The sequence below is a fragment of the Flavobacterium oncorhynchi genome, from assembly GCF_002217355.1.
Lineage (GTDB): Bacteria > Bacteroidota > Bacteroidia > Flavobacteriales > Flavobacteriaceae > Flavobacterium > Flavobacterium oncorhynchi.
The window spans coordinates 1-17,669 of sequence record NZ_MUHA01000010.1; the positions used below are offsets into that span (position 1 = coordinate 1).

The 17,669-nt window shown below is 32.9% G+C and carries 14 protein-coding genes; 6 read left to right on the forward strand and 8 right to left on the reverse strand.

The genetic code is table 11. The features are described 5' to 3' along the window. Positions 1-126 precede the first annotated feature (126 nt). From B0A75_RS08340 to B0A75_RS08345, 3 genes are read left to right on the forward strand one after another with little or no spacing between them, the layout of a single operon-like run. Complete coding sequence (locus tag B0A75_RS08340) at positions 127-1,335, forward strand: sensor histidine kinase (RefSeq protein ID WP_244284365.1); 1,209 nt, start codon at positions 127-129, stop codon at positions 1,333-1,335. 6 nt (positions 1,336-1,341) lie between these two features. Then, complete coding sequence (locus tag B0A75_RS20685) at positions 1,342-1,551, forward strand: sensor histidine kinase (protein WP_262490101.1); 210 nt, start codon at positions 1,342-1,344, stop codon at positions 1,549-1,551. Continuing rightward, the gene (locus tag B0A75_RS08345) at positions 1,541-1,936 is read left to right on the forward strand and encodes a response regulator (protein WP_089053839.1); all 396 of its coding nucleotides are present in this window, start codon (positions 1,541-1,543) and stop codon (positions 1,934-1,936) included. Before B0A75_RS20685 ends, B0A75_RS08345 begins: the two co-directional genes overlap by 11 nt. 6 nt (positions 1,937-1,942) lie before the next feature. On the opposite strand, the gene B0A75_RS08350 is transcribed toward B0A75_RS08345, so the two are convergent. Then, on the reverse strand, positions 1,943-3,382 hold the full coding sequence (locus tag B0A75_RS08350) for a LysM peptidoglycan-binding domain-containing protein (protein ID WP_089053840.1): 1,440 nt from the start codon (positions 3,380-3,382) through the stop codon (positions 1,943-1,945). A 247-nt stretch (positions 3,383-3,629) separates the two neighbouring features. On the opposite strand from B0A75_RS08350, the gene B0A75_RS08355 reads away from it, so the two are divergent. Next, a complete protein-coding gene (locus B0A75_RS08355) occupies positions 3,630-5,021 on the forward strand; it encodes a Kelch repeat-containing protein (RefSeq protein ID WP_089053841.1) in 1,392 nt (463 codons plus the stop codon). A gap of 97 nt (positions 5,022-5,118) precedes the next feature. Here B0A75_RS08355 and B0A75_RS08360 read toward each other — a convergent pair whose 3' ends face one another. Continuing rightward, the gene (locus tag B0A75_RS08360) at positions 5,119-5,721 is read right to left on the reverse strand and encodes a nitroreductase family protein (protein ID WP_089053842.1); all 603 of its coding nucleotides are present in this window, start codon (positions 5,719-5,721) and stop codon (positions 5,119-5,121) included. Positions 5,722-5,816: 95 nt separating this feature from the next. On the opposite strand from B0A75_RS08360, the gene B0A75_RS08365 reads away from it, so the two are divergent. Further along, positions 5,817-6,149 carry a winged helix-turn-helix transcriptional regulator gene (locus tag B0A75_RS08365; protein WP_089053843.1) on the forward strand — a complete coding sequence of 111 codons (333 nt, stop codon included), beginning with the start codon at positions 5,817-5,819 and terminating at the stop codon, positions 6,147-6,149. Positions 6,150-6,231: 82 nt separating this feature from the next. Here B0A75_RS08365 and B0A75_RS08370 read toward each other — a convergent pair whose 3' ends face one another. The 4 genes from B0A75_RS08370 to B0A75_RS08385 all read right to left on the reverse strand — a co-directional run bounded on the left by B0A75_RS08370 (position 6,232) and on the right by B0A75_RS08385 (position 14,254). Then, on the reverse strand, positions 6,232-8,496 hold the full coding sequence (locus B0A75_RS08370) for an aconitate hydratase (RefSeq protein ID WP_089053844.1): 2,265 nt from the start codon (positions 8,494-8,496) through the stop codon (positions 6,232-6,234). A gap of 117 nt (positions 8,497-8,613) precedes the next feature. After that, on the reverse strand, positions 8,614-11,385 hold the full coding sequence (locus tag B0A75_RS08375) for a bifunctional aconitate hydratase 2/2-methylisocitrate dehydratase (RefSeq protein ID WP_089053845.1): 2,772 nt from the start codon (positions 11,383-11,385) through the stop codon (positions 8,614-8,616). A gap of 406 nt (positions 11,386-11,791) precedes the next feature. Next, a complete protein-coding gene (locus tag B0A75_RS08380) occupies positions 11,792-12,745 on the reverse strand; it encodes an AAA family ATPase (protein WP_089053846.1) in 954 nt (317 codons plus the stop codon). A gap of 78 nt (positions 12,746-12,823) precedes the next feature. Beyond that, positions 12,824-14,254, reverse strand: a complete 1,431-nt coding sequence (locus tag B0A75_RS08385) for a peptidylprolyl isomerase (protein WP_089053847.1) — start codon at positions 14,252-14,254, stop codon at positions 12,824-12,826. Between the two features lie 344 nt (positions 14,255-14,598). Between B0A75_RS08385 and B0A75_RS08390 the strand changes: the two genes are divergently transcribed. Continuing rightward, complete coding sequence (locus tag B0A75_RS08390) at positions 14,599-16,191, forward strand: peptide chain release factor 3 (protein ID WP_071636614.1); 1,593 nt, start codon at positions 14,599-14,601, stop codon at positions 16,189-16,191. Positions 16,192-16,269: 78 nt separating this feature from the next. Here the strand turns inward: B0A75_RS08390 and B0A75_RS08395 are convergent, their stop codons facing one another. Beyond that, positions 16,270-17,004, reverse strand: a complete 735-nt coding sequence (locus B0A75_RS08395; protein ID WP_089053848.1) for a hypothetical protein — start codon at positions 17,002-17,004, stop codon at positions 16,270-16,272. 346 nt (positions 17,005-17,350) lie between these two features. Continuing rightward, positions 17,351-17,662: a DUF3467 domain-containing protein gene (locus B0A75_RS08400; protein ID WP_012024017.1), complete on the reverse strand. Its 312-nt coding sequence runs from the start codon at positions 17,660-17,662 to the stop codon at positions 17,351-17,353. Positions 17,663-17,669 lie beyond the last annotated feature (7 nt).

Consider the following 17,669-nt stretch of genomic DNA (forward strand, 5'->3'; position numbering starts at 1 on the left):
CAATTGTTTATCGTTTTAACCAACTAACAAAAAATCATCTTAAACATATAATTAAGACAAAAAAAACAGCTCAAAAAATACTTTAAAGGCAGAAATTAAAACTATTAACCTACTAATCCAAAAGCTATGTCTAAAGGTCATTTTTTTAAAAAACTCCGTTATCCAAATGTTTTTGTTCTTTTATTAATTGTATTTCTTTCTTGCGCTTTACTAATATTTATTAATTTTTTTACTATCAAAATATTATCTGCAAATAGAGCTTATGTAAATGGCGAATCTCATTATTCAAAAGGCCAAAAAGATGCTTCCAGACATCTTTTAACCTATCTCTACACAAAAGATAAAAACCAATGGAATTTATACTTAGAGGAATTAAAAGTTCCGCAAGGCGATGGGATTGCCAGGGTAACACTTTTAAAAGTTGGCGACAATGAGACAGCTCGAAAAGGTCTTCTTACGGGCCGAAATAACGAAGCTGACCTAGATGATCTTGTTTGGCTGTTTGTTCATTTTAAAGAGATTCCATTTTTGGCAAAAGCAATTCACGAATGGGAACAAGGTGACAAATTAATCTATCAATTATTCATTATTGGACAACAAATAGATTCAAAAATAAAATGCGACCAACTAACTGATGCCGATCAACAAAAATTTCTTCAACAAATCAGCAGCATCAGCGACAAACTAACTATCAATGAACGGAACTTCTCTAACACACTAGGAGAAGGAACTCGTACAATAAAAGACCTTCTTATCATTATCAATATTGTTTTCATATTAATAATTATTTGCAGTGTTTCTCTTTATTATTCTATCATGGTTAAACGATTAATTGTTTCCAAAAAGGAAATTGAAGTCAAAAATGAAAATCTAATATTAGTCAACCATGAACTCGATCGCTTTGTTTACAGCGCATCACATGACTTAAGATCCCCAATAACCTCTCTAAAAGGGCTTATCCAAATTACACAGCTTGAAGATGATATAGACCAAATCAAAGATTATTTAAATTTAATGCATCAGAGTCTTTGCAAACAAGATCAATTTATCAGTGATATTATAGATTATTCCAAAAACAAAAGGATACAAACAATCATAGAACCCGTTAATCTAAAAGAATTATTTGACGAAGCAATTGCGCAATTAATGCATATCGAAAATGCTAACAAGATAACTTTTACCAAAGAATTATTACTTGATCAAATTCAAAGTGATCGTTTACGCTTAAGAATTATCATAAGTAATTTACTCTCAAATGCAATAAAATATGCTGACAACAGCAAACAAGAAATGCTTATTTCTATAAAAACTTATTTTGACGGCTGTTTTCATTAAATAGAAATATCGGATAATGGAATTGGCATTAAAGAGGAATTCAGGGATCATATTTTTGAAATGTACTTTGGGACTAACAAAAATAAAGGATCAGGACTAGGGCTATATATAGTAAAAGAGGCCGTCGAAAATATTAAAGGAAACATATCTGTATCCTCAAAAACTAATATAGGAAGCAAATTTATTGTAACAATTCCAAATACATATGATGCCTAAACCAGAATTCTTATTAATTGAAGACAATTTGATAGACCAGCTTGTTATTAAACAACTATTAAAAAAAGTGTTTAATATAACCGAGCTAAGTATCACTAATGATGGTAATGAGGGAATTTTATGGCTTAACAATAACAAAAAAAAGAATCAATCCTTAGTCATCTTATTAGACATTCAAATGCCTATAATGAATGGTTTTGATTTTTTAAATGAGTTTCACAAGCTAAGCGAAGATTTTAAAAGAGGAATTCAAATTTATGTACTTTCATCAACATTAGACACTAATGAAATTCAAGAAATCAAGAATAGTAAATATATAACTGATTTTTTAAGCAAACCTCTTTCAATTGAAGAATTTAAAACAAAAATTTACTTAACTATTTAAATAATTTTATTCTAAAACACGATTTACCTGCGAAAATGCTCTTGTATAATAAGCTTCTTTTGTCGAAGAAATCATAACACCGCCGTGAGTAGAAGAGTGTACGAATTTAATCTCGCCATCGACATTTTCAACGACCATACCAACATGATTTATATGACGCCTCCCATTGGTTTTAAAGAAAATTAAATCTCCTTTTTGAGCTTCTTCTGAAGCTACTTTTGTTCCTATTCGAGATTGTTCTATTGAACTTCTTGGCAGTTTGATATCGAAGTTCCCAAAAGTACAAAACATTAATCCTGAACAATCAAAACCTGCTTTTGTAGTTCCACCAGAACGGTAACGTGTTCCAATATTTTCAGTCGCATTACTAATCAGCTGATTAATTAAATCGGAATGATTACTTATTCTAACAACTCCCGAATCTTTGACTGCATTTGAGTTATCTGCGACTACTATTGAAGGCTGTGCACTATCGATTACTTGAGATGAATTTACATTTAAAACATCTGCCTTTTCTTTAGTGGTTTTAATCTTTAAAACAGATCCTACCGGAAGTTTCCCTTTTATAAATGGATTTTGTCGTTCTAGCTCAGCTACTGTAATTCCGTATCTTTTTGCAATAGCATACTTTGTTTCTTTTGGCTGCACCTCAACGACAACTTCTGCATTTTCTGAAGTAATAATTTCAGGTTTTGTTATATCAGTATTAATTCCAGTTGCGGCAGTTGCGATCGCATTTGAAGAAGTATTACCTTCCTTCTCAGCATTTAAATCGGTTGTTTCTAATAACTGATTGGCTTTTTCTGCTGTGGTACTAATCTTTAAAGATTGCCCTACCCGGAGTTTCTTTTTGATTGAAGGATTCTGACGTTCTAATTCTGCTACTGTTATTCCGTACTTCTTAGCAATTGAGTATTTTGTCTCTTTAACTTGTACTTTAACGTTAAGCTCTGTATTTGCAATAGGAACAATTTCTGGTTTTGCTCCATTTGTATTAACTGCATTTTCTGAACTTACTACAGCATTAGAAGGAATATTTAGATGCTGTCCTATTTTTAAACCGTCTGTTTCTAATGTTGGATTTGCTTTTTTCAATTCATCAACAGAAACATTGTATTTTTTAGCGATTCCCCAAAGTGTTTCTTTTTGCGAAACTTCATGTGAACCTGGAGTATCATAAGCTATATTTTTCGTTTTACTTGCTTCAGTTTGAGAAGATTTTTGCGCAGTACGAACATTTTTATTAGGGATTAGCAAAACCGAATTTAGTTTTAAAACTTTAGGTGCATTAGGATTTGCATCTTGGATATCCTTTACTTTTACACCATATTTTTTAGCAATTACAGTAATGTTTTCTCCTTTTGAGATTTTATGTTTGGTAAATTTTTCTTGAGAAAAAGCACCAACACTAAAAAAAAACAATACTATAATTAATCTAAAAACCATACTCACCTATTAAAGTTTATCTATCTTTTTTAAGTTTAGATAATAATTTAAACTCAAAAAGAGTAACTATATTACCTAAAAAGCGAATTTAACTTTTTAAAGTAAAAAACACACTATTTTTAACAACTAATTCACTTCATTTTAACAAGTACGGCATCAAAATTGTGTCAACTTTTTGAATTGCAGTTTTTTAAACAAAAATAATGTTCCAAAAGAGATTTATCCTTAACTTAACTAATAAAAACTTGTGAAAAAATTACTCTTCATCTTTCTTTTATCTTCGTTTTTATCAAATGCACAAAATACTGAAGGAACTGTAGTTTCTACAAGCAATCAACCTATTTCAGATGTAAATATCGTTTGTTCTTCAAAAAACTTTAAAACATTGAGTGATAGAAAAGGGAAGTTTATAATCCGAAAAGAATCAAGCTTTAATGAAACTGACACTTTGCAATTCTCTCATATTGGATACCAAATTTCTAGAATTTCCTTTAAAGAGCTTAGAAAGCTTAATTTTAAAATTTATCTGAAAGAGGAAACAGAAAATTTATCTGAAATAGCTGTTTCTGCCAATGGCAAATTAAAACTAAAATCGAAAATTGCTTTTACGAAATTGGCTCCTTTAAAAAATGCTATTTATTCTTTTGGGTCTCTGGTAAAAGATGGTAAAATTTATATTGTTGGAGGCGACGCTTCTTATGAATCTGATGCTTTTCAAAAGGCAAAGGATAAAACAGTAAATACAGATACTGAAATTTTCATGAAAACTTTTTATGATGAACTTCGTCGTCAAGAAGGCTCTCATTCGTATAGAGGTGATTTTTTAATTTATGACATCAATGCTGACAACTGGCAGACTTCTGAAATAAAATTTAAAAAAAGAGCTTATAATAAACTCCATTATTACGATAACAAGATTTATGTTTTGGGAGGAAAGCGAATATCTGGAAATGCTAAATTTGAATATTTAGAAAATGAAATTGAAGTTTTTGATTTAAGCAAAAATACAATTACAATTGATAAAACTAATCCGCATCAGGCGGTCAATTTTTCGTCGTTTACTTACAAAGACAATATTATTGTTATGGGTGGCTCAATAAAAACGACTCTGAAAGGCAAAAAAACTTTCACTAACAAAGTTCGTTTTTACAATATTCCTTCTGGTTTGTGGTATGAACTTTCGGATATGCTGACTGCTAAAGAAGCAAATGGTGTTTTAATAGGTGATAAAATTTATTTAATTGGCGGAAATAATGGACAACCTTTATCTGAAATAGTAAGTTTAAATTTGCTTGATGAAAAATGGCAAACTGAGGGAGATCTTTTTTCTCCTTTAGAAAATCCTGCAGTTACTTCTCAAAATAACACAATTTACTTTTTTAATGATCGAAGATTGTATGTGTACGACATAAAATCAAATCAGCTAAAAGAGTACTTAATTGATCTTGAATTAAAATCTTCAACAATGCATTTTTATGGAGACAAATTATACATAATTGGCGGTTACACTTACAATGAATACAGCACGAATCCTTCTGCTGCCACTTATAGTATTTCTGTTGATGAATTCGAAAACACGAAGCCAATCCGTATTAAAACGTTAAACTCAAAAACTCCTTTAGTTAAAGAAAATCAATAGTTTTTTAATAGTCTTTTTTAAAAACTACAGCCCTAACCTAGATGGAAACGGCCTAAAAATAAAAACAGGCACCATAAAAATGATACCTGTTTTTACTTTAAATAGAATGTACAACCTCTTCTAGTTCAAAACGAGATTTTGGCAAAACTGTCGGATGTGCCCAATCACTTAAATCAGCATATCCAACTGTAACAGAAAATAGCGGTGCATATCCGTCTTGCGGCAATATTTGCTTATAGCCTTCAATGTTTATACCTTCCATTGGCGTAGCATCAAGTCCCATACTTATACAAGCACTTAAAAAATAACCTAACGAAAGATATACTTGATGTTCCATCCAAGATTTCGTTGCGACATCTCCATTCGATTTTATCATTGGTTCGTAAAAAAGAGTTCTCCACGCTTCTGGCAGAATAGAGATATTTCGTTTTTCAAAATGTTCAATATCTTCCATTACACTAAACACCACTAAAAGACCTACATCGTTGATAGATTGTTCGTTCATATAAGATTGAGCTGCTAGTTCTCTTTTTACTGTTTCATTGGTAACAAAAGTAAACTTCCAAGGCTGACTGTTTATAGAAGAAGGACTTAATCGAATAATCTGTTTCAATTCTTCAATTTGTTCTGCTGTAATCTTTTTGGCCGCATCATACTTTTTTGTTGCGTACCTACTCTTTGCAAGGTCTAAAAAATTCATATTTTTAATTTTTTATTTATACTATACTTTTTATTGTTACAAAACTAAGTATAGTAAACTATCTTTGCAATAACGGATAAAATTGATAGTAACAGATGTATAGTATAGACAACAAACAATATCCTTGCAGCACAAGCCTAACAATGAAATATATAGGCGGCAAGTGGAAAGCAGTAATTCTTATTCATTTAATCGAAAAAAAGCGATATAGCGAATTAAGAAAAGAATGTAAAGTTATCACTGAACGAACATTAAGCCTTCAACTGAAAGAACTTGAAGAAGATGGACTTATTACACGAACTGTACACACAAATAAACCTCCTTTGAGAGTAGATTACGAATTAACTTCTTTTGGCAGAACACTTATTCCGTTGCTTCAAGCCATTGCTCAATGGGGAAGTGAAACTGCTACAACCTTAAAGCTATAATAAATTAATTTCTAATTATAAAAAATAAAAAAAACGTTCTGCTTTCACAGAACGTTTCTAGTATAATTGAATACAAAAAATATTAAGCTTTTCCGGCCGCAATTAAGTTTAATGCAGAACCTGCAACGAACCAGCCAATTTGACCTGCATTGTAGGTATGATTTGCTAAGATAATATCTTTAGAACCGTTTGCGTGAACAAATTCTAATGTCAATGGTTTTCCTGGCGCAAATTCAGTTAAGTCTAAGAAGTTAATTGTATCATCTTCTTGAATCTTATCATAATCCGCTTCGTTTGCAAATGTCAATCCTAAAAGACCTTGTTTTTTAAGGTTTGTTTCATGGATACGCGCGAAAGATTTTACTAATACTGCTTTTACACCTAAGAAACGAGGCTCCATAGCTGCATGCTCACGAGAAGAACCTTCGCCATAATTATGATCTCCCACAACGATAGACGGAACTCCAGCTGCTTTGTATGCGCGAGCAACAGCAGGAACAGCATCATATTGCCCAGTTAATTGGTTTTTAACTGAGTTTGTTTTTTGGTTGTAAGCATTTACAGCTCCAATCAACATATTATTTGAAATATTATCTAAATGCCCGCGGAAACGCAACCATGGACCAGCCATAGAGATATGGTCTGTTGTACATTTTCCGAATGCTTTGATTAATAATTTAGCACCTGTAATGTTTTTACCATCCCAAGCATCGAACGGAGCCAATAATTGTAATCGTTCTGATGCAGGATTTACTACAACCTGAACTCCTGAGCCATCAGCTGCTGGAGCTTGAAATCCCGGATCCTCAGCATAGAAACCTTTAGCAGGAAGTTCATCTCCTGTTGGAGCATCCAGCATTACTTCTTCTCCATCTTCATTGATTAGTTTATCTGTTAATGGATTAAAGCTTAAATCACCAGCGATTGCCATTGCAGTTACTAGTTCTGGAGAACCAACAAAAGCTAATGTATTAGGATTACCATCAGCACGTTTTGAAAAGTTACGATTGAAAGAGTGAACAATTGTATTTCTTTCTTCTTTTTCCGCTCCTTCTCTATCCCACATTCCAATACATGGTCCGCAGGCATTAGCAAAAACAGTTGCTCCAATTTTGTGGAATGTATCAATAAATCCGTCTCTTTCGATCGTTGAACGAACTACTTCAGAACCCGGAGTAATGGTAAACTCTGCTTTTGTTTTTAAATTTTTATCTGCTACTTGTCTTGCTAAAGAAGCTGCACGAGAAATATCTTCATATGACGAGTTGGTACATGATCCTATTAAACCAACCTGAATTTGTAATGGCCAATTATTTTTGATTGCTTCTTCTTTCATTTTAGAAATTGGAGTAGCTAAATCTGGCGTAAAAGGACCATTTAAGTGCGGTTCTAATTCAGATAAATTGATTTCGATAACTTGATCAAAATATTGCTCTGGATTTGCATAAACTTCCGGATCTCCTGTTAAATAAGAAGCAATTTTATCGGCAGCATCAGCAACATCAGCTCTGTTTGTAGAACGTAAATAACGCCCCATTGAAGCATCATAACCAAAAGTTGAAGTTGTTGCACCAATTTCAGCCCCCATATTACAAATGGTTCCTTTACCAGTACACGACATAGATGTCGCTCCTTCTCCAAAATATTCAACGATAGCGCCTGTACCACCTTTTACAGTCAGGATACCAGCAACTTTAAGAATAACATCTTTTGGAGCTGTCCATCCTGATAATTTACCAGTTAGTTTTACTCCGATTAATTTAGGAAATTTAAGTTCCCATGCCATTCCGGACATTACATCTACGGCATCGGCTCCACCAACACCAATGGCAACCATTCCTAATCCTCCAGCATTTACAGTATGAGAATCGGTACCAATCATCATTCCACCAGGGAAAGCGTAGTTCTCAAGTACTACTTGATGAATAATTCCTGCTCCTGGTTTCCAAAAACCAATTCCGTACTTATTTGAAACTGATGATAGGAAGTCAAAAACTTCATTACTTTGTGTTTTTGCTCTAGCCAAATCAGTCGCAGCATCAACTTTTGCCTGAATCAAGTGATCGCAGTGTACTGTTGTAGGAACTGCTACTTTAGATTTACCCGCATGCATAAACTGCAACAATGCCATTTGTGCTGTCGCATCTTGACACGCTACACGGTCTGGTGCAAAATCAACATAATCAATACCTCTTCCAAACGCCTGAGTTGGATTTCCATCCCAAAGGTGATTGTATAAAATTTTCTCTGTTAATGTAAGTGGACGACCAACAATTTCGCGTGCTTTATCAACACGACCCGGCATGTTCTCATACACTTTTTTAATCATTTCAATATCAAAAGCCATAAGTAATTGTTTTTTGTTTTATTTTTTGAACATGACAAGTTACAAAAAATAGAAGAGCAATAAAAGAAAAAGCCCGAGTTTATCACTCGGGCTTTTTATATATTAATAATCGTAAGATTACATTACTAACGATTTGTTAGAAGGCGCAAACTTAGTCAAGTTGATACCTTCAACCGCAGTTGTATATTCATTTAATGTTGGAGTTCTACCTAAAATTGTAGATAAAACTACAACTGGTGTAGAAGAAAGTAATGATTCTCCTTTTTTACCTTCAGTATCTTCTACAACTCTTCCTTGGAAAAGACGTGTTGAAGTTGCCATAACAGTATCTCCTTTTGCCGCTTTTTCCTGGTTACCCATACAAAGGTTACATCCTGGGCGCTCTAAGTATAACATATTTTCGTATTCTGTACGTGCAGCACCTTTTGGAGCATTATCATCGAATTCGAAACCAGAGTATTTCTGTAAAACTTCCCAGTCACCTTCAGCTTTCAACTCATCAACAATATTATAAGTTGGAGGAGCAACAACAAGAGGAGCATTAAACTCAACTTTTCCTGTTTGCGCTTCTACGTTTTTCAACATTTGAGCAAGGATTTTCATATCGCCTTTATGAACCATACAAGATCCAATAAATCCAAGATCTACTTTTTTCACTCCGCCATAGAAAGACAAAGGTCTAATGGTATCGTGAGTATATCTTTTTGAAACATCAGCATTATTTACGTCTGGATCAGCAATCATAGGCTCAGAAATCAGATCAAGATCTACTACAACTTCAGCATAATATTTAGCATTAGCATCTGGAGTTAAAGCTGGTTTCTCTGCCGATTTAATTTCTGCAATTCTCTTATCCGCTTTATTGATCAATCCTTGAAGAACGCGTTTTTCGTTATCCATGCCTTTATCGATCATGATTTGGATTCTACCTTTTGCAATTTCCAATGATTCGATTAAAGTATCATCTTCTGAAATACAGATAGATGCTTTTGCTTTCATTTCTGCAGTCCAGTCTGTAAATGTAAATGCTTGGTCAGCAGTAAGTGTTCCAATATGAACCTCAATGATTCTTCCTTGGAATACATTTTCTCCTCCAAATTGGTGAAGCATCTGAGCTTGAGTAGCATGAACCACATCACGGAAATCCATGTATCCTTTCATATCTCCTTTGAAAGTTACTTTTACAGATTCTGGAATTGGCATTGAAGCTTCTCCAGTAGCAAGTGCAAGAGCAACAGTTCCTGAGTCAGCACCAAAAGCAACACCTTTTGACATTCTTGTATGAGAGTCACCACCAATAATGATAGCCCACTCATCGATAGTAATATCGTTAAGAACTTTATGAATAACGTCGGTCATTGCATGATAAACACCTTTCGGGTCACGAGCTGTGATTAATCCGAAATCGTTCATAAATTTCATCAATTTTGGAATGTTTGCCTGTGCTTTTTTATCCCAAACTGAAGCAGTGTGACAACCTGATTGGTATGCACCATCAACGATTGGCGAAATCACTGTTGCAGCCATAGACTCTAATTCTTGAGCAGTCATTAAACCTGTAGTATCTTGTGAACCTACTATATTAACTTCTACACGAACATCAGAACCAGCGTGTAATACTTTACCTGGCGCAATACCAACAGCATTTTTGTTGAAGATTTTTTCTACCGCTGTAAGACCTTGACCTTCAATAGAAATTTCTTTTGATGGAGCAAATACAAGAGGCGCTTCAACATCTAAAACTTTTGCTGCTAATGTTTGTAGTTTTTTACCAAATACAATAGCGTATGAACCACCTGCTTTAATGAATTCCATTTTCTGAGGAGTAAAAGCCTTAGAAATATCGATTAATTCTTGATCGCCGTTATATAATTTTTTCTCTTTAATATTGATCGTAAGCACTGTTCCTGTAGCAACAGAATATGTTTGCTCTAAAACTGGCTCGTCATTTTCATTACGAACAACATTACCTTCTGCATCAACCTTTTTCACCCAGTTTTTAAGATCTAAACCTATTCCACCTGTAACATCGACAGTTGTTAAGAAAATTGGAGAGATTCCGTTTGTTCCACCAACAATTGGAGCGATATTTACGAATGGAATATATGGGCTTGCTTGTTTCCCTGTCCAAAGAGCCACGTTATTTACACCTGACATTCTTGAAGAACCAACTCCCATTGTTCCTTTCTCTGCAATTAACATTACGCTTTTATCAGGATGTTGTGCTTGCAGCTCTCTAATTTCTTTCTGTGCTTGCGGAGTAATCATACATTGCCCATGAAGTTCACGATCTGAACGTGAGTGAGCTTGATTACCCGGAGAAAGTAAATCTGTTGAGATATCCCCTTCACCAGCAATAAAAGTTACAACTTTAACTTCATCTGCCACTTCTGGCAGTTTTGTAAAGAATTCTGCTTTTGCATAGCTTTCAAGGATTTCTTTTGCTATTGCATTATTATTTTTGAATGCTTCTATTAAACGATCCGTATCTGCTTCATAAAGGAAAACTTGCGTTTTCAGCACTTTTGCTGCCGCTTCTGCAATTGCAGCATCATTACCTAAAGCTAGATCTAACAACACCTCAATAGAAGGCCCGCCTTTCATGTGTGATAATAATTCAAAAGCAAAAGTTGGAGTGATTTCTTTTACTACTGACTCTCCTAATATAATTTCTTTTAAAAACTTAGCTTTTTCACCAGCAGCACTTGTAGTACCCGGCAAAGTATTATAGATAAAAAACTTAAGAGAATCTTCTCTGTATTCGTTATCTAAATCTTTAATCTGCGAAATAATTTCGCTTACTAATTCTGCACCATCAATTGGCTTTGGATGAAGTCCTTGGCTTTTTCTTTCTTCGATTTCTTTAATGTAATCTTTGTAAGTATTCATAATATGTTAGAAGTATTTTTGTTTTTTTGTACGCAAATTTAAATATTAAAGCCGAGAATTAAAAATAATATAACAGAAGTCGCGTTTTCAAAAATTATTATTATTAAAAAACGATTTTCGCTACTTGTTTTTGCTAAAATATCAGTTTTACATTAAAAAAATGAATTATTGATATTTTAAAAACCTTTCTTTAGCAAAGTCGAAATTAGACGTAATAAAGTAAGTGAGATTTTACTTCTATTTTAGAAAAGAACAGTTCTAAATAAGCAATTATAACGTTATAGTTATCCCTTTTAGAGTCAATTTTGTCTTTCATTCGCAATCAAAAATTCAATACTTTTTCCAAATTAAAACAAAAAAGCCTGATAGTATTTATCAGGCTTTTTTACAATCTAAATCGTATAATTTACATCAGCTTTTTAATAATAACTTCTTCAGTTATCCCTTCAGCATCGGCTTTATAATTTTTAATAATTCTATGTCTCAAAATTCCAGTTGCTACCGCTTTTACATCTTCAATATCCGGCGAAAATTTACCATTGAAAGCTGCGTGAGCTTTTGCCGCTAAAATCAAATTCTGAGATGCTCTTGGTCCTGCTCCCCAATCTAAATAATTCTTTACAAAATCATTAGACAATGAATTATCAGGACGTGTTTTACTAACCAAAGTAACTGCATATTCAACAACATTATCTGCAACAGGAATTCTACGAATCAAATGCTGGAAATCGATAATTTCCTCTGCCGTAAACAAAGGCTTAACTTCAACTTTATTATCAGATGTTGTTTGCTTTACCACCTTTACTTCTTCTTCAAAAGTTGGATACTCTAATTTAATAGCAAACATAAAACGGTCTAACTGCGCTTCAGGTAACGGATAAGTTCCCTCCTGCTCGATTGGATTTTGCGTTGCTAGCACAAAATAAGGCAAATCTAATTTATAATTATGTCCCGCAATTGTAACTGAACGTTCCTGCATTGCTTCAAGCAATGCAGCTTGTGTTTTTGGAGGCGTTCTATTAATCTCATCTGCCAAAATAATATTAGAAAATATTGGCCCTTTAATAAATTTAAAATGCCTGTTTTCATCTAAAATTTCACTTCCTAAAATATCTGAAGGCATTAGATCTGGTGTAAACTGAATTCTTTTAAAATCTAAACCTAAAGCTTGCGCCAAAGTATTTATCATTAATGTTTTTGCCAGTCCTGGAACACCAATTAAAAGTGCATGTCCGCCAGAAAATATACAAAGTAAAATTTCGTCAATTACGGCATCCTGCCCTACAATTACCTTTGCTATTTCGCTTTTTAGCTCATTGCGTTTCTGAACTAAATTATGAATTGCTGTTACATCAGACATTTATAAGTGTATTTAAAATTAAAAAGAGTCAGCTTTATGAATTCATAAAACTAACTCTTTTTCTTTATTTAATAAAAATTATTTTTTCAACCAATTGTTAGCAAAAGTACAATCTCTGTATTCTCCAATAATTTTGATATAAGTATCTTTAATTTTAGCATCAAACCATTTTGCGATTGCATTGATTTGTTTTTCTTTTAATGCTAATTCTTTAATTTTAGTATAATCTTTACCATAATCTGCTGTATGCTCATCAATTCTATTAGTAACCGTAATTAATTTATACGTTTTTTTTCCTTTATCATCCGTATTTAAAATTGGCTGAGAAACTTCATCATCTTTTAAGTTTGAAACCTGACTGTATAAAGTTGGATCCATTTTAGTTAATTCAAAACGAGTGTCCTGCGTATTCGGATTTACCAAAGTTCCTCCATTTGCTTTTGTTTCTTTTTCATCAGATTCAGTTCTTGCTGCATCTGCAAAAGTGATTGTTTTACTTACAATTTTAGCCCTAATGTTTGCCGCTCTTTCTTTTGCTTCTTTTAAAGCATTTTCAGAAACTGTAGGAGCAATTAATATGTGACGCAATTCAACTTCTTGTCCTTTAATTTTATCAACCATAATGATATGGAATCCAAAAGTGGTTTCGAATGGAGCTGAAATTTCACCTTCTTGTAAACTAAATGCAACGTCTTTAAATTCTTTTACAAAAGGTGTTTTACGTGTCATTTTGTAATAACCACCATTAGGTGAAGATCCTGGATCCTGCGAGTACAAAACAGCCTTTGTTGCAAAACTAGATCCTTCTAAAACGTCTTTTCGAATATCGTTTAATCGATCTATTACTTTTTGTTTATCTTCTTTTGAAACTGCTGGATCAACAACAATCTGTGCTACTTCCATCTCTGCTCCAAAAGTCGGCAATTCATCTTTTGGTATTTTTTTAAAGAAATTACGAACTTCTTCAGGTGTTATTTGAACATCTTTAACAATTTTATCTCTCATTTCTGAGGCTAGTTTTTGTTCTTTTAAGATGTCGGCAAAATACGTTTTAAACTCTTCAACTGAACTCTTTTTATAGTATTCTACAACTTTATTGATATCTCCAACTTGTTGTACCATATAATTCAATCGCTCATCCATCATTCCTCTAACCTCTGCGTCGCTTACAACGATACTATCCTGAATTGCTTGATGTGCATATAATTTGTCTTCTAATAATTTTCCAAGCATTTGGCATCTTGTAATATCTTTTACATTACCTCCTTGACTTGCAATTTCTAAGTAGCCTTTATCAATATCAGAATCTAAAACAATATAATCTCCAACAGTTGCAATAATACCATCAATTTTTTGTTTTTGCCCCGTATGAAGTTCTGCAGGTTTCTCGGCTACAGGATCCTTAATAATTTCCTGAGCTGAAATCACGGAGTTGAAAAAAAGTAAAAAACACATTGTTAAGACTAGTCTATAACCAATTGTTTTTAGCTGTAATTTTTTTAATAACATTATTTTAAATTTAATTTGAATGTAAAGATCTGTATTGTCTGTAATCTAGCCAACTATTCTAGTTTCTGCAAAAAGCAGTTTCTAAAAATCCAAAATAGTTAATTTCTATTTCTTTTACTTAAAACGAACAAAAATAACAATTCAATTACATAATACAACTATCAGCCATACTATTAACAAAAAATTATATGCATTATAGAAACTAATATACTAAAAAGAATTAGTTGAAGGATTTTTGATGCGATATCTGCCTAAAATCCAAAACATCAACTCCAAAAACAGAGTCTTATTTATTTTTAAATCGGCGTAATTAATAGTACTTTTGCAACCTATTTATATAAAATATGAGTTTTTTAAAAGAAATACAACGCAGAAGAACATTTGGAATTATCTCGCATCCCGATGCTGGTAAAACAACTTTAACAGAAAAATTATTGTTGTTTGGAGGCGCTATTCAGGAAGCTGGAGCCGTAAAAAACAATAAAATAAAAAAAGGAGCAACTAGTGATTTCATGGAAATCGAACGCCAAAGAGGTATTTCGGTTTCGACTTCTGTACTTGCTTTTAATTATAAAGACAAAAAAATCAATATTCTTGATACTCCGGGACACAAGGATTTTGCTGAAGACACTTTTAGAACTTTAACCGCAGTTGACAGTGTAATTGTTGTAATTGACGTTGCAAAAGGGGTTGAGGAACAAACTGAAAAATTAGTTTCGGTTTGTAGAATGCGTAACATTCCTATGATTGTTTTCATCAACAAATTAGATCGTGAAGGTAAAGACGCTTTTGATTTGATGGATGAAGTAGAGCAAAAATTAGGATTAAAAGTTACTCCTTTAAGCTTCCCAATCGGAATGGGTTACGATTTCCAAGGAATTTATAATTTATGGGAAGAAAACATCAATCTTTTTAGCGGAGACAGTCGTAAAAATATCGAAGAAACTATCGCTTTCTCTGACGTTCAAAACAATCCAGAGTTAGATAAAATCGTTGGTCAGAAGGCTGCTGAAAAGCTTCGTGAAGAATTAGAATTAATTGATGAAGTTTATCCAAAATTTGAGCGTCAGGATTATTTAGATGGAAAAATCCAGCCGGTATTCTTTGGTTCTGCTTTAAATAATTTTGGTGTTCGCGAATTGTTAGATTGTTTCGTTACAATTGCTCCATCTCCTAGACCAAAAGATTCTGAAACTCGTTTGGTTGATCCTGCAGAAGAAAAAATGACTGGTTTTGTTTTTAAAATCCATGCTAATATGGACCCAAAACATCGTGACCGTTTAGCGTTTATTAAAATTGTTTCGGGAACTTTTGAAAGAAATAAGCCTTATTACCACGTTCGTCAGAAGAAAAATTTAAAATTCTCAAGTCCAAATGCCTTTTTCGCTGAGAAAAAAGAAATCGTTGATATTTCTTATCCAGGAGATATTGTTGGTTTGCACGATACAGGAAACTTTAAAATTGGAGATACTTTAACCGAAGGTGAAGTAATGAGCTTTAAAGGCATCCCTAGTTTCTCTCCGGAGCACTTTAGATACATTAATAATGCTGATCCTATGAAAGCTAAGCAATTAGAAAAAGGGGTTGATCAATTAATGGATGAAGGTGTGGCGCAGTTATTTACTTTGGAGATGAACAATCGTAAAGTTATCGGAACGGTTGGAGCACTTCAATATGAGGTTATTCAATACCGTTTAGAGCATGAATATGGCGCAAAATGTACTTACGAAAACTTCCCTGTGCATAAAGCATGTTGGGTAAAACCTGATGATGCGAAGAACGAAGAATTTAAAGAGTTTAAACGTATCAAGCAAAAATTCCTAGCTCACGATAAATATGGTCAATTGGTATTCTTAGCTGATTCTGATTTTACAATTCAAATGACACAAAGTAAATATCCAAGTGTAAAACTATATTTTACATCTGAATTTGATTAATTTTTTTTAAAATAAAATATAAAAACGGGCTGCCTAACTAATACTAGACAGCCCGTTTTTTTATTTATAAATAGATCATTATCTAGTATAATTAATTCCCAATCCACCAGCAATATAAATTTTCGTAAGCTCTTCCGAATTGATACTGATATTTTGTATCAATACATTATTCTTAACTGATTTTATAGAAAATGATATTTCTTTTGAAAAATAATAATCATTACTCGTAATCGTAACCATCAAGCTTTTACTGCTTTTCAAAACCTTTGCAGCTACAGAAAACTCACCTGTTCTCGCATTTATTTTCACAGCATTTTCTGAACCATTAACAGAAAGCATCAAATTTGGATATACTTCTCTATCAAAAGGTCTATCTGTTTTACTTTCTAACAATTTACCTTTTATTAAAAACGAAATTTCGTCGCTTTTAACATGATTATAAGCAATTTTACCCAACTTATAAACACTTGGCTCTGGACAATTTACTTCAGTTTTAACCGGCTCCTTTTCTTGTGCAGTTAAATTTGAAGCAATCATAAGAGATGCCTCGACTGCAGCATATTTAAAATTATTAATCTTTGATGTTTCGCTATACTCGAACTGCTCATTAAGCTGTGCTGTTTTTAGTCGGGCACAAATGCTTTGGTCTTTATTCTCTGCGATGAATTTAGCGACTTCAGAATTCGTTTTTTTACTCAAATCGATTACGTTTTTCATACAAGAATCACAAAATGAACCGTTTGCATTAGGAATCATTTTATCAAAATTTTCTGAACATGGACTTGCTATTTCTAAGGTGAATTTCTTTTTCATACTATACTCTATTTACGTTAAAATCCTTTAAATCGGCTCTTACTTATTATAGAGTACATATTTTACACAAAGGTTGGGAAGAAATAAAAAAAAAACATTAATCATCTAATAATTAAGCATAAAAAAAAGCACTAATTAAAATTAGCGCTTTTTTTAACTTTGAATTAAATCAACCTTACTAAGTCTTATATTTCAAAAATTAATCTTTCATAGGAGAGGTTAATTTAGAATAATTTAAAAACAAAAAGGAATTTAGTCGACGAAAGTAAATTAAATCAGATAAACCGCAACCTATTCAAAACTAAACATCAAAAAAAAAGCCCCATAAATATGGGGCTTCTTAAATTTATGCTTGTCCCGCAGGACCAAAATTAAGCGGAATTGGCGCTTGTTCTGTCTCTTTGATTTCGCCATGGGCAGCTTCAAATCGATGAATATTTTCACCTATTGCTCGCAATAATCTTTTAGCATGTTGCGGTGTCAAAACAATTCTTGACTTTACCTTGGCTTTAGGAATACCGGGCATAATGCTCACAAAATCTAAAACAAACTCTGATGATGAGTGATTTATAATCGCAAGATTAGAATAAATTCCCTCTGCAATAGTTTCATCTAACTCAATATTAATTTGCTCTTGTTGTTGTTTCGGATTACTCATAGTTTCC

Excerpts from the sequence above, each read along its gene's own strand:
- B0A75_RS08340 (WP_244284365.1), top strand. The coding sequence starts at position 127 with ATGTCTAAAGGTCATTTTTTTAAAAAACTCCGTTATCCAAATGTTTTT.
- B0A75_RS08345 (WP_089053839.1), top strand. The coding sequence starts at position 1,541 with ATGATGCCTAAACCAGAATTCTTATTAATTGAAGACAATTTGATAGAC.
- B0A75_RS08350 (WP_089053840.1), bottom strand. The coding sequence starts at position 3,382 with ATGGTTTTTAGATTAATTATAGTATTGTTTTTTTTTAGTGTTGGTGCT.
- B0A75_RS08360 (WP_089053842.1), bottom strand. The coding sequence starts at position 5,721 with ATGAATTTTTTAGACCTTGCAAAGAGTAGGTACGCAACAAAAAAGTAT.
- B0A75_RS08365 (WP_089053843.1), top strand. The coding sequence starts at position 5,817 with ATGTATAGTATAGACAACAAACAATATCCTTGCAGCACAAGCCTAACA.
- B0A75_RS08370 (WP_089053844.1), bottom strand. The coding sequence starts at position 8,496 with ATGGCTTTTGATATTGAAATGATTAAAAAAGTGTATGAGAACATGCCG.
- B0A75_RS08375 (WP_089053845.1), bottom strand. The coding sequence starts at position 11,385 with ATGAATACTTACAAAGATTACATTAAAGAAATCGAAGAAAGAAAAAGC.
- B0A75_RS08380 (WP_089053846.1), bottom strand. The coding sequence starts at position 12,745 with ATGTCTGATGTAACAGCAATTCATAATTTAGTTCAGAAACGCAATGAG.
- B0A75_RS08385 (WP_089053847.1), bottom strand. The coding sequence starts at position 14,254 with ATGTTATTAAAAAAATTACAGCTAAAAACAATTGGTTATAGACTAGTC.
- B0A75_RS08390 (WP_071636614.1), top strand. The coding sequence starts at position 14,599 with ATGAGTTTTTTAAAAGAAATACAACGCAGAAGAACATTTGGAATTATC.
- B0A75_RS08395 (WP_089053848.1), bottom strand. The coding sequence starts at position 17,004 with ATGAAAAAGAAATTCACCTTAGAAATAGCAAGTCCATGTTCAGAAAAT.
- B0A75_RS08400 (WP_012024017.1), bottom strand. The coding sequence starts at position 17,662 with ATGAGTAATCCGAAACAACAACAAGAGCAAATTAATATTGAGTTAGAT.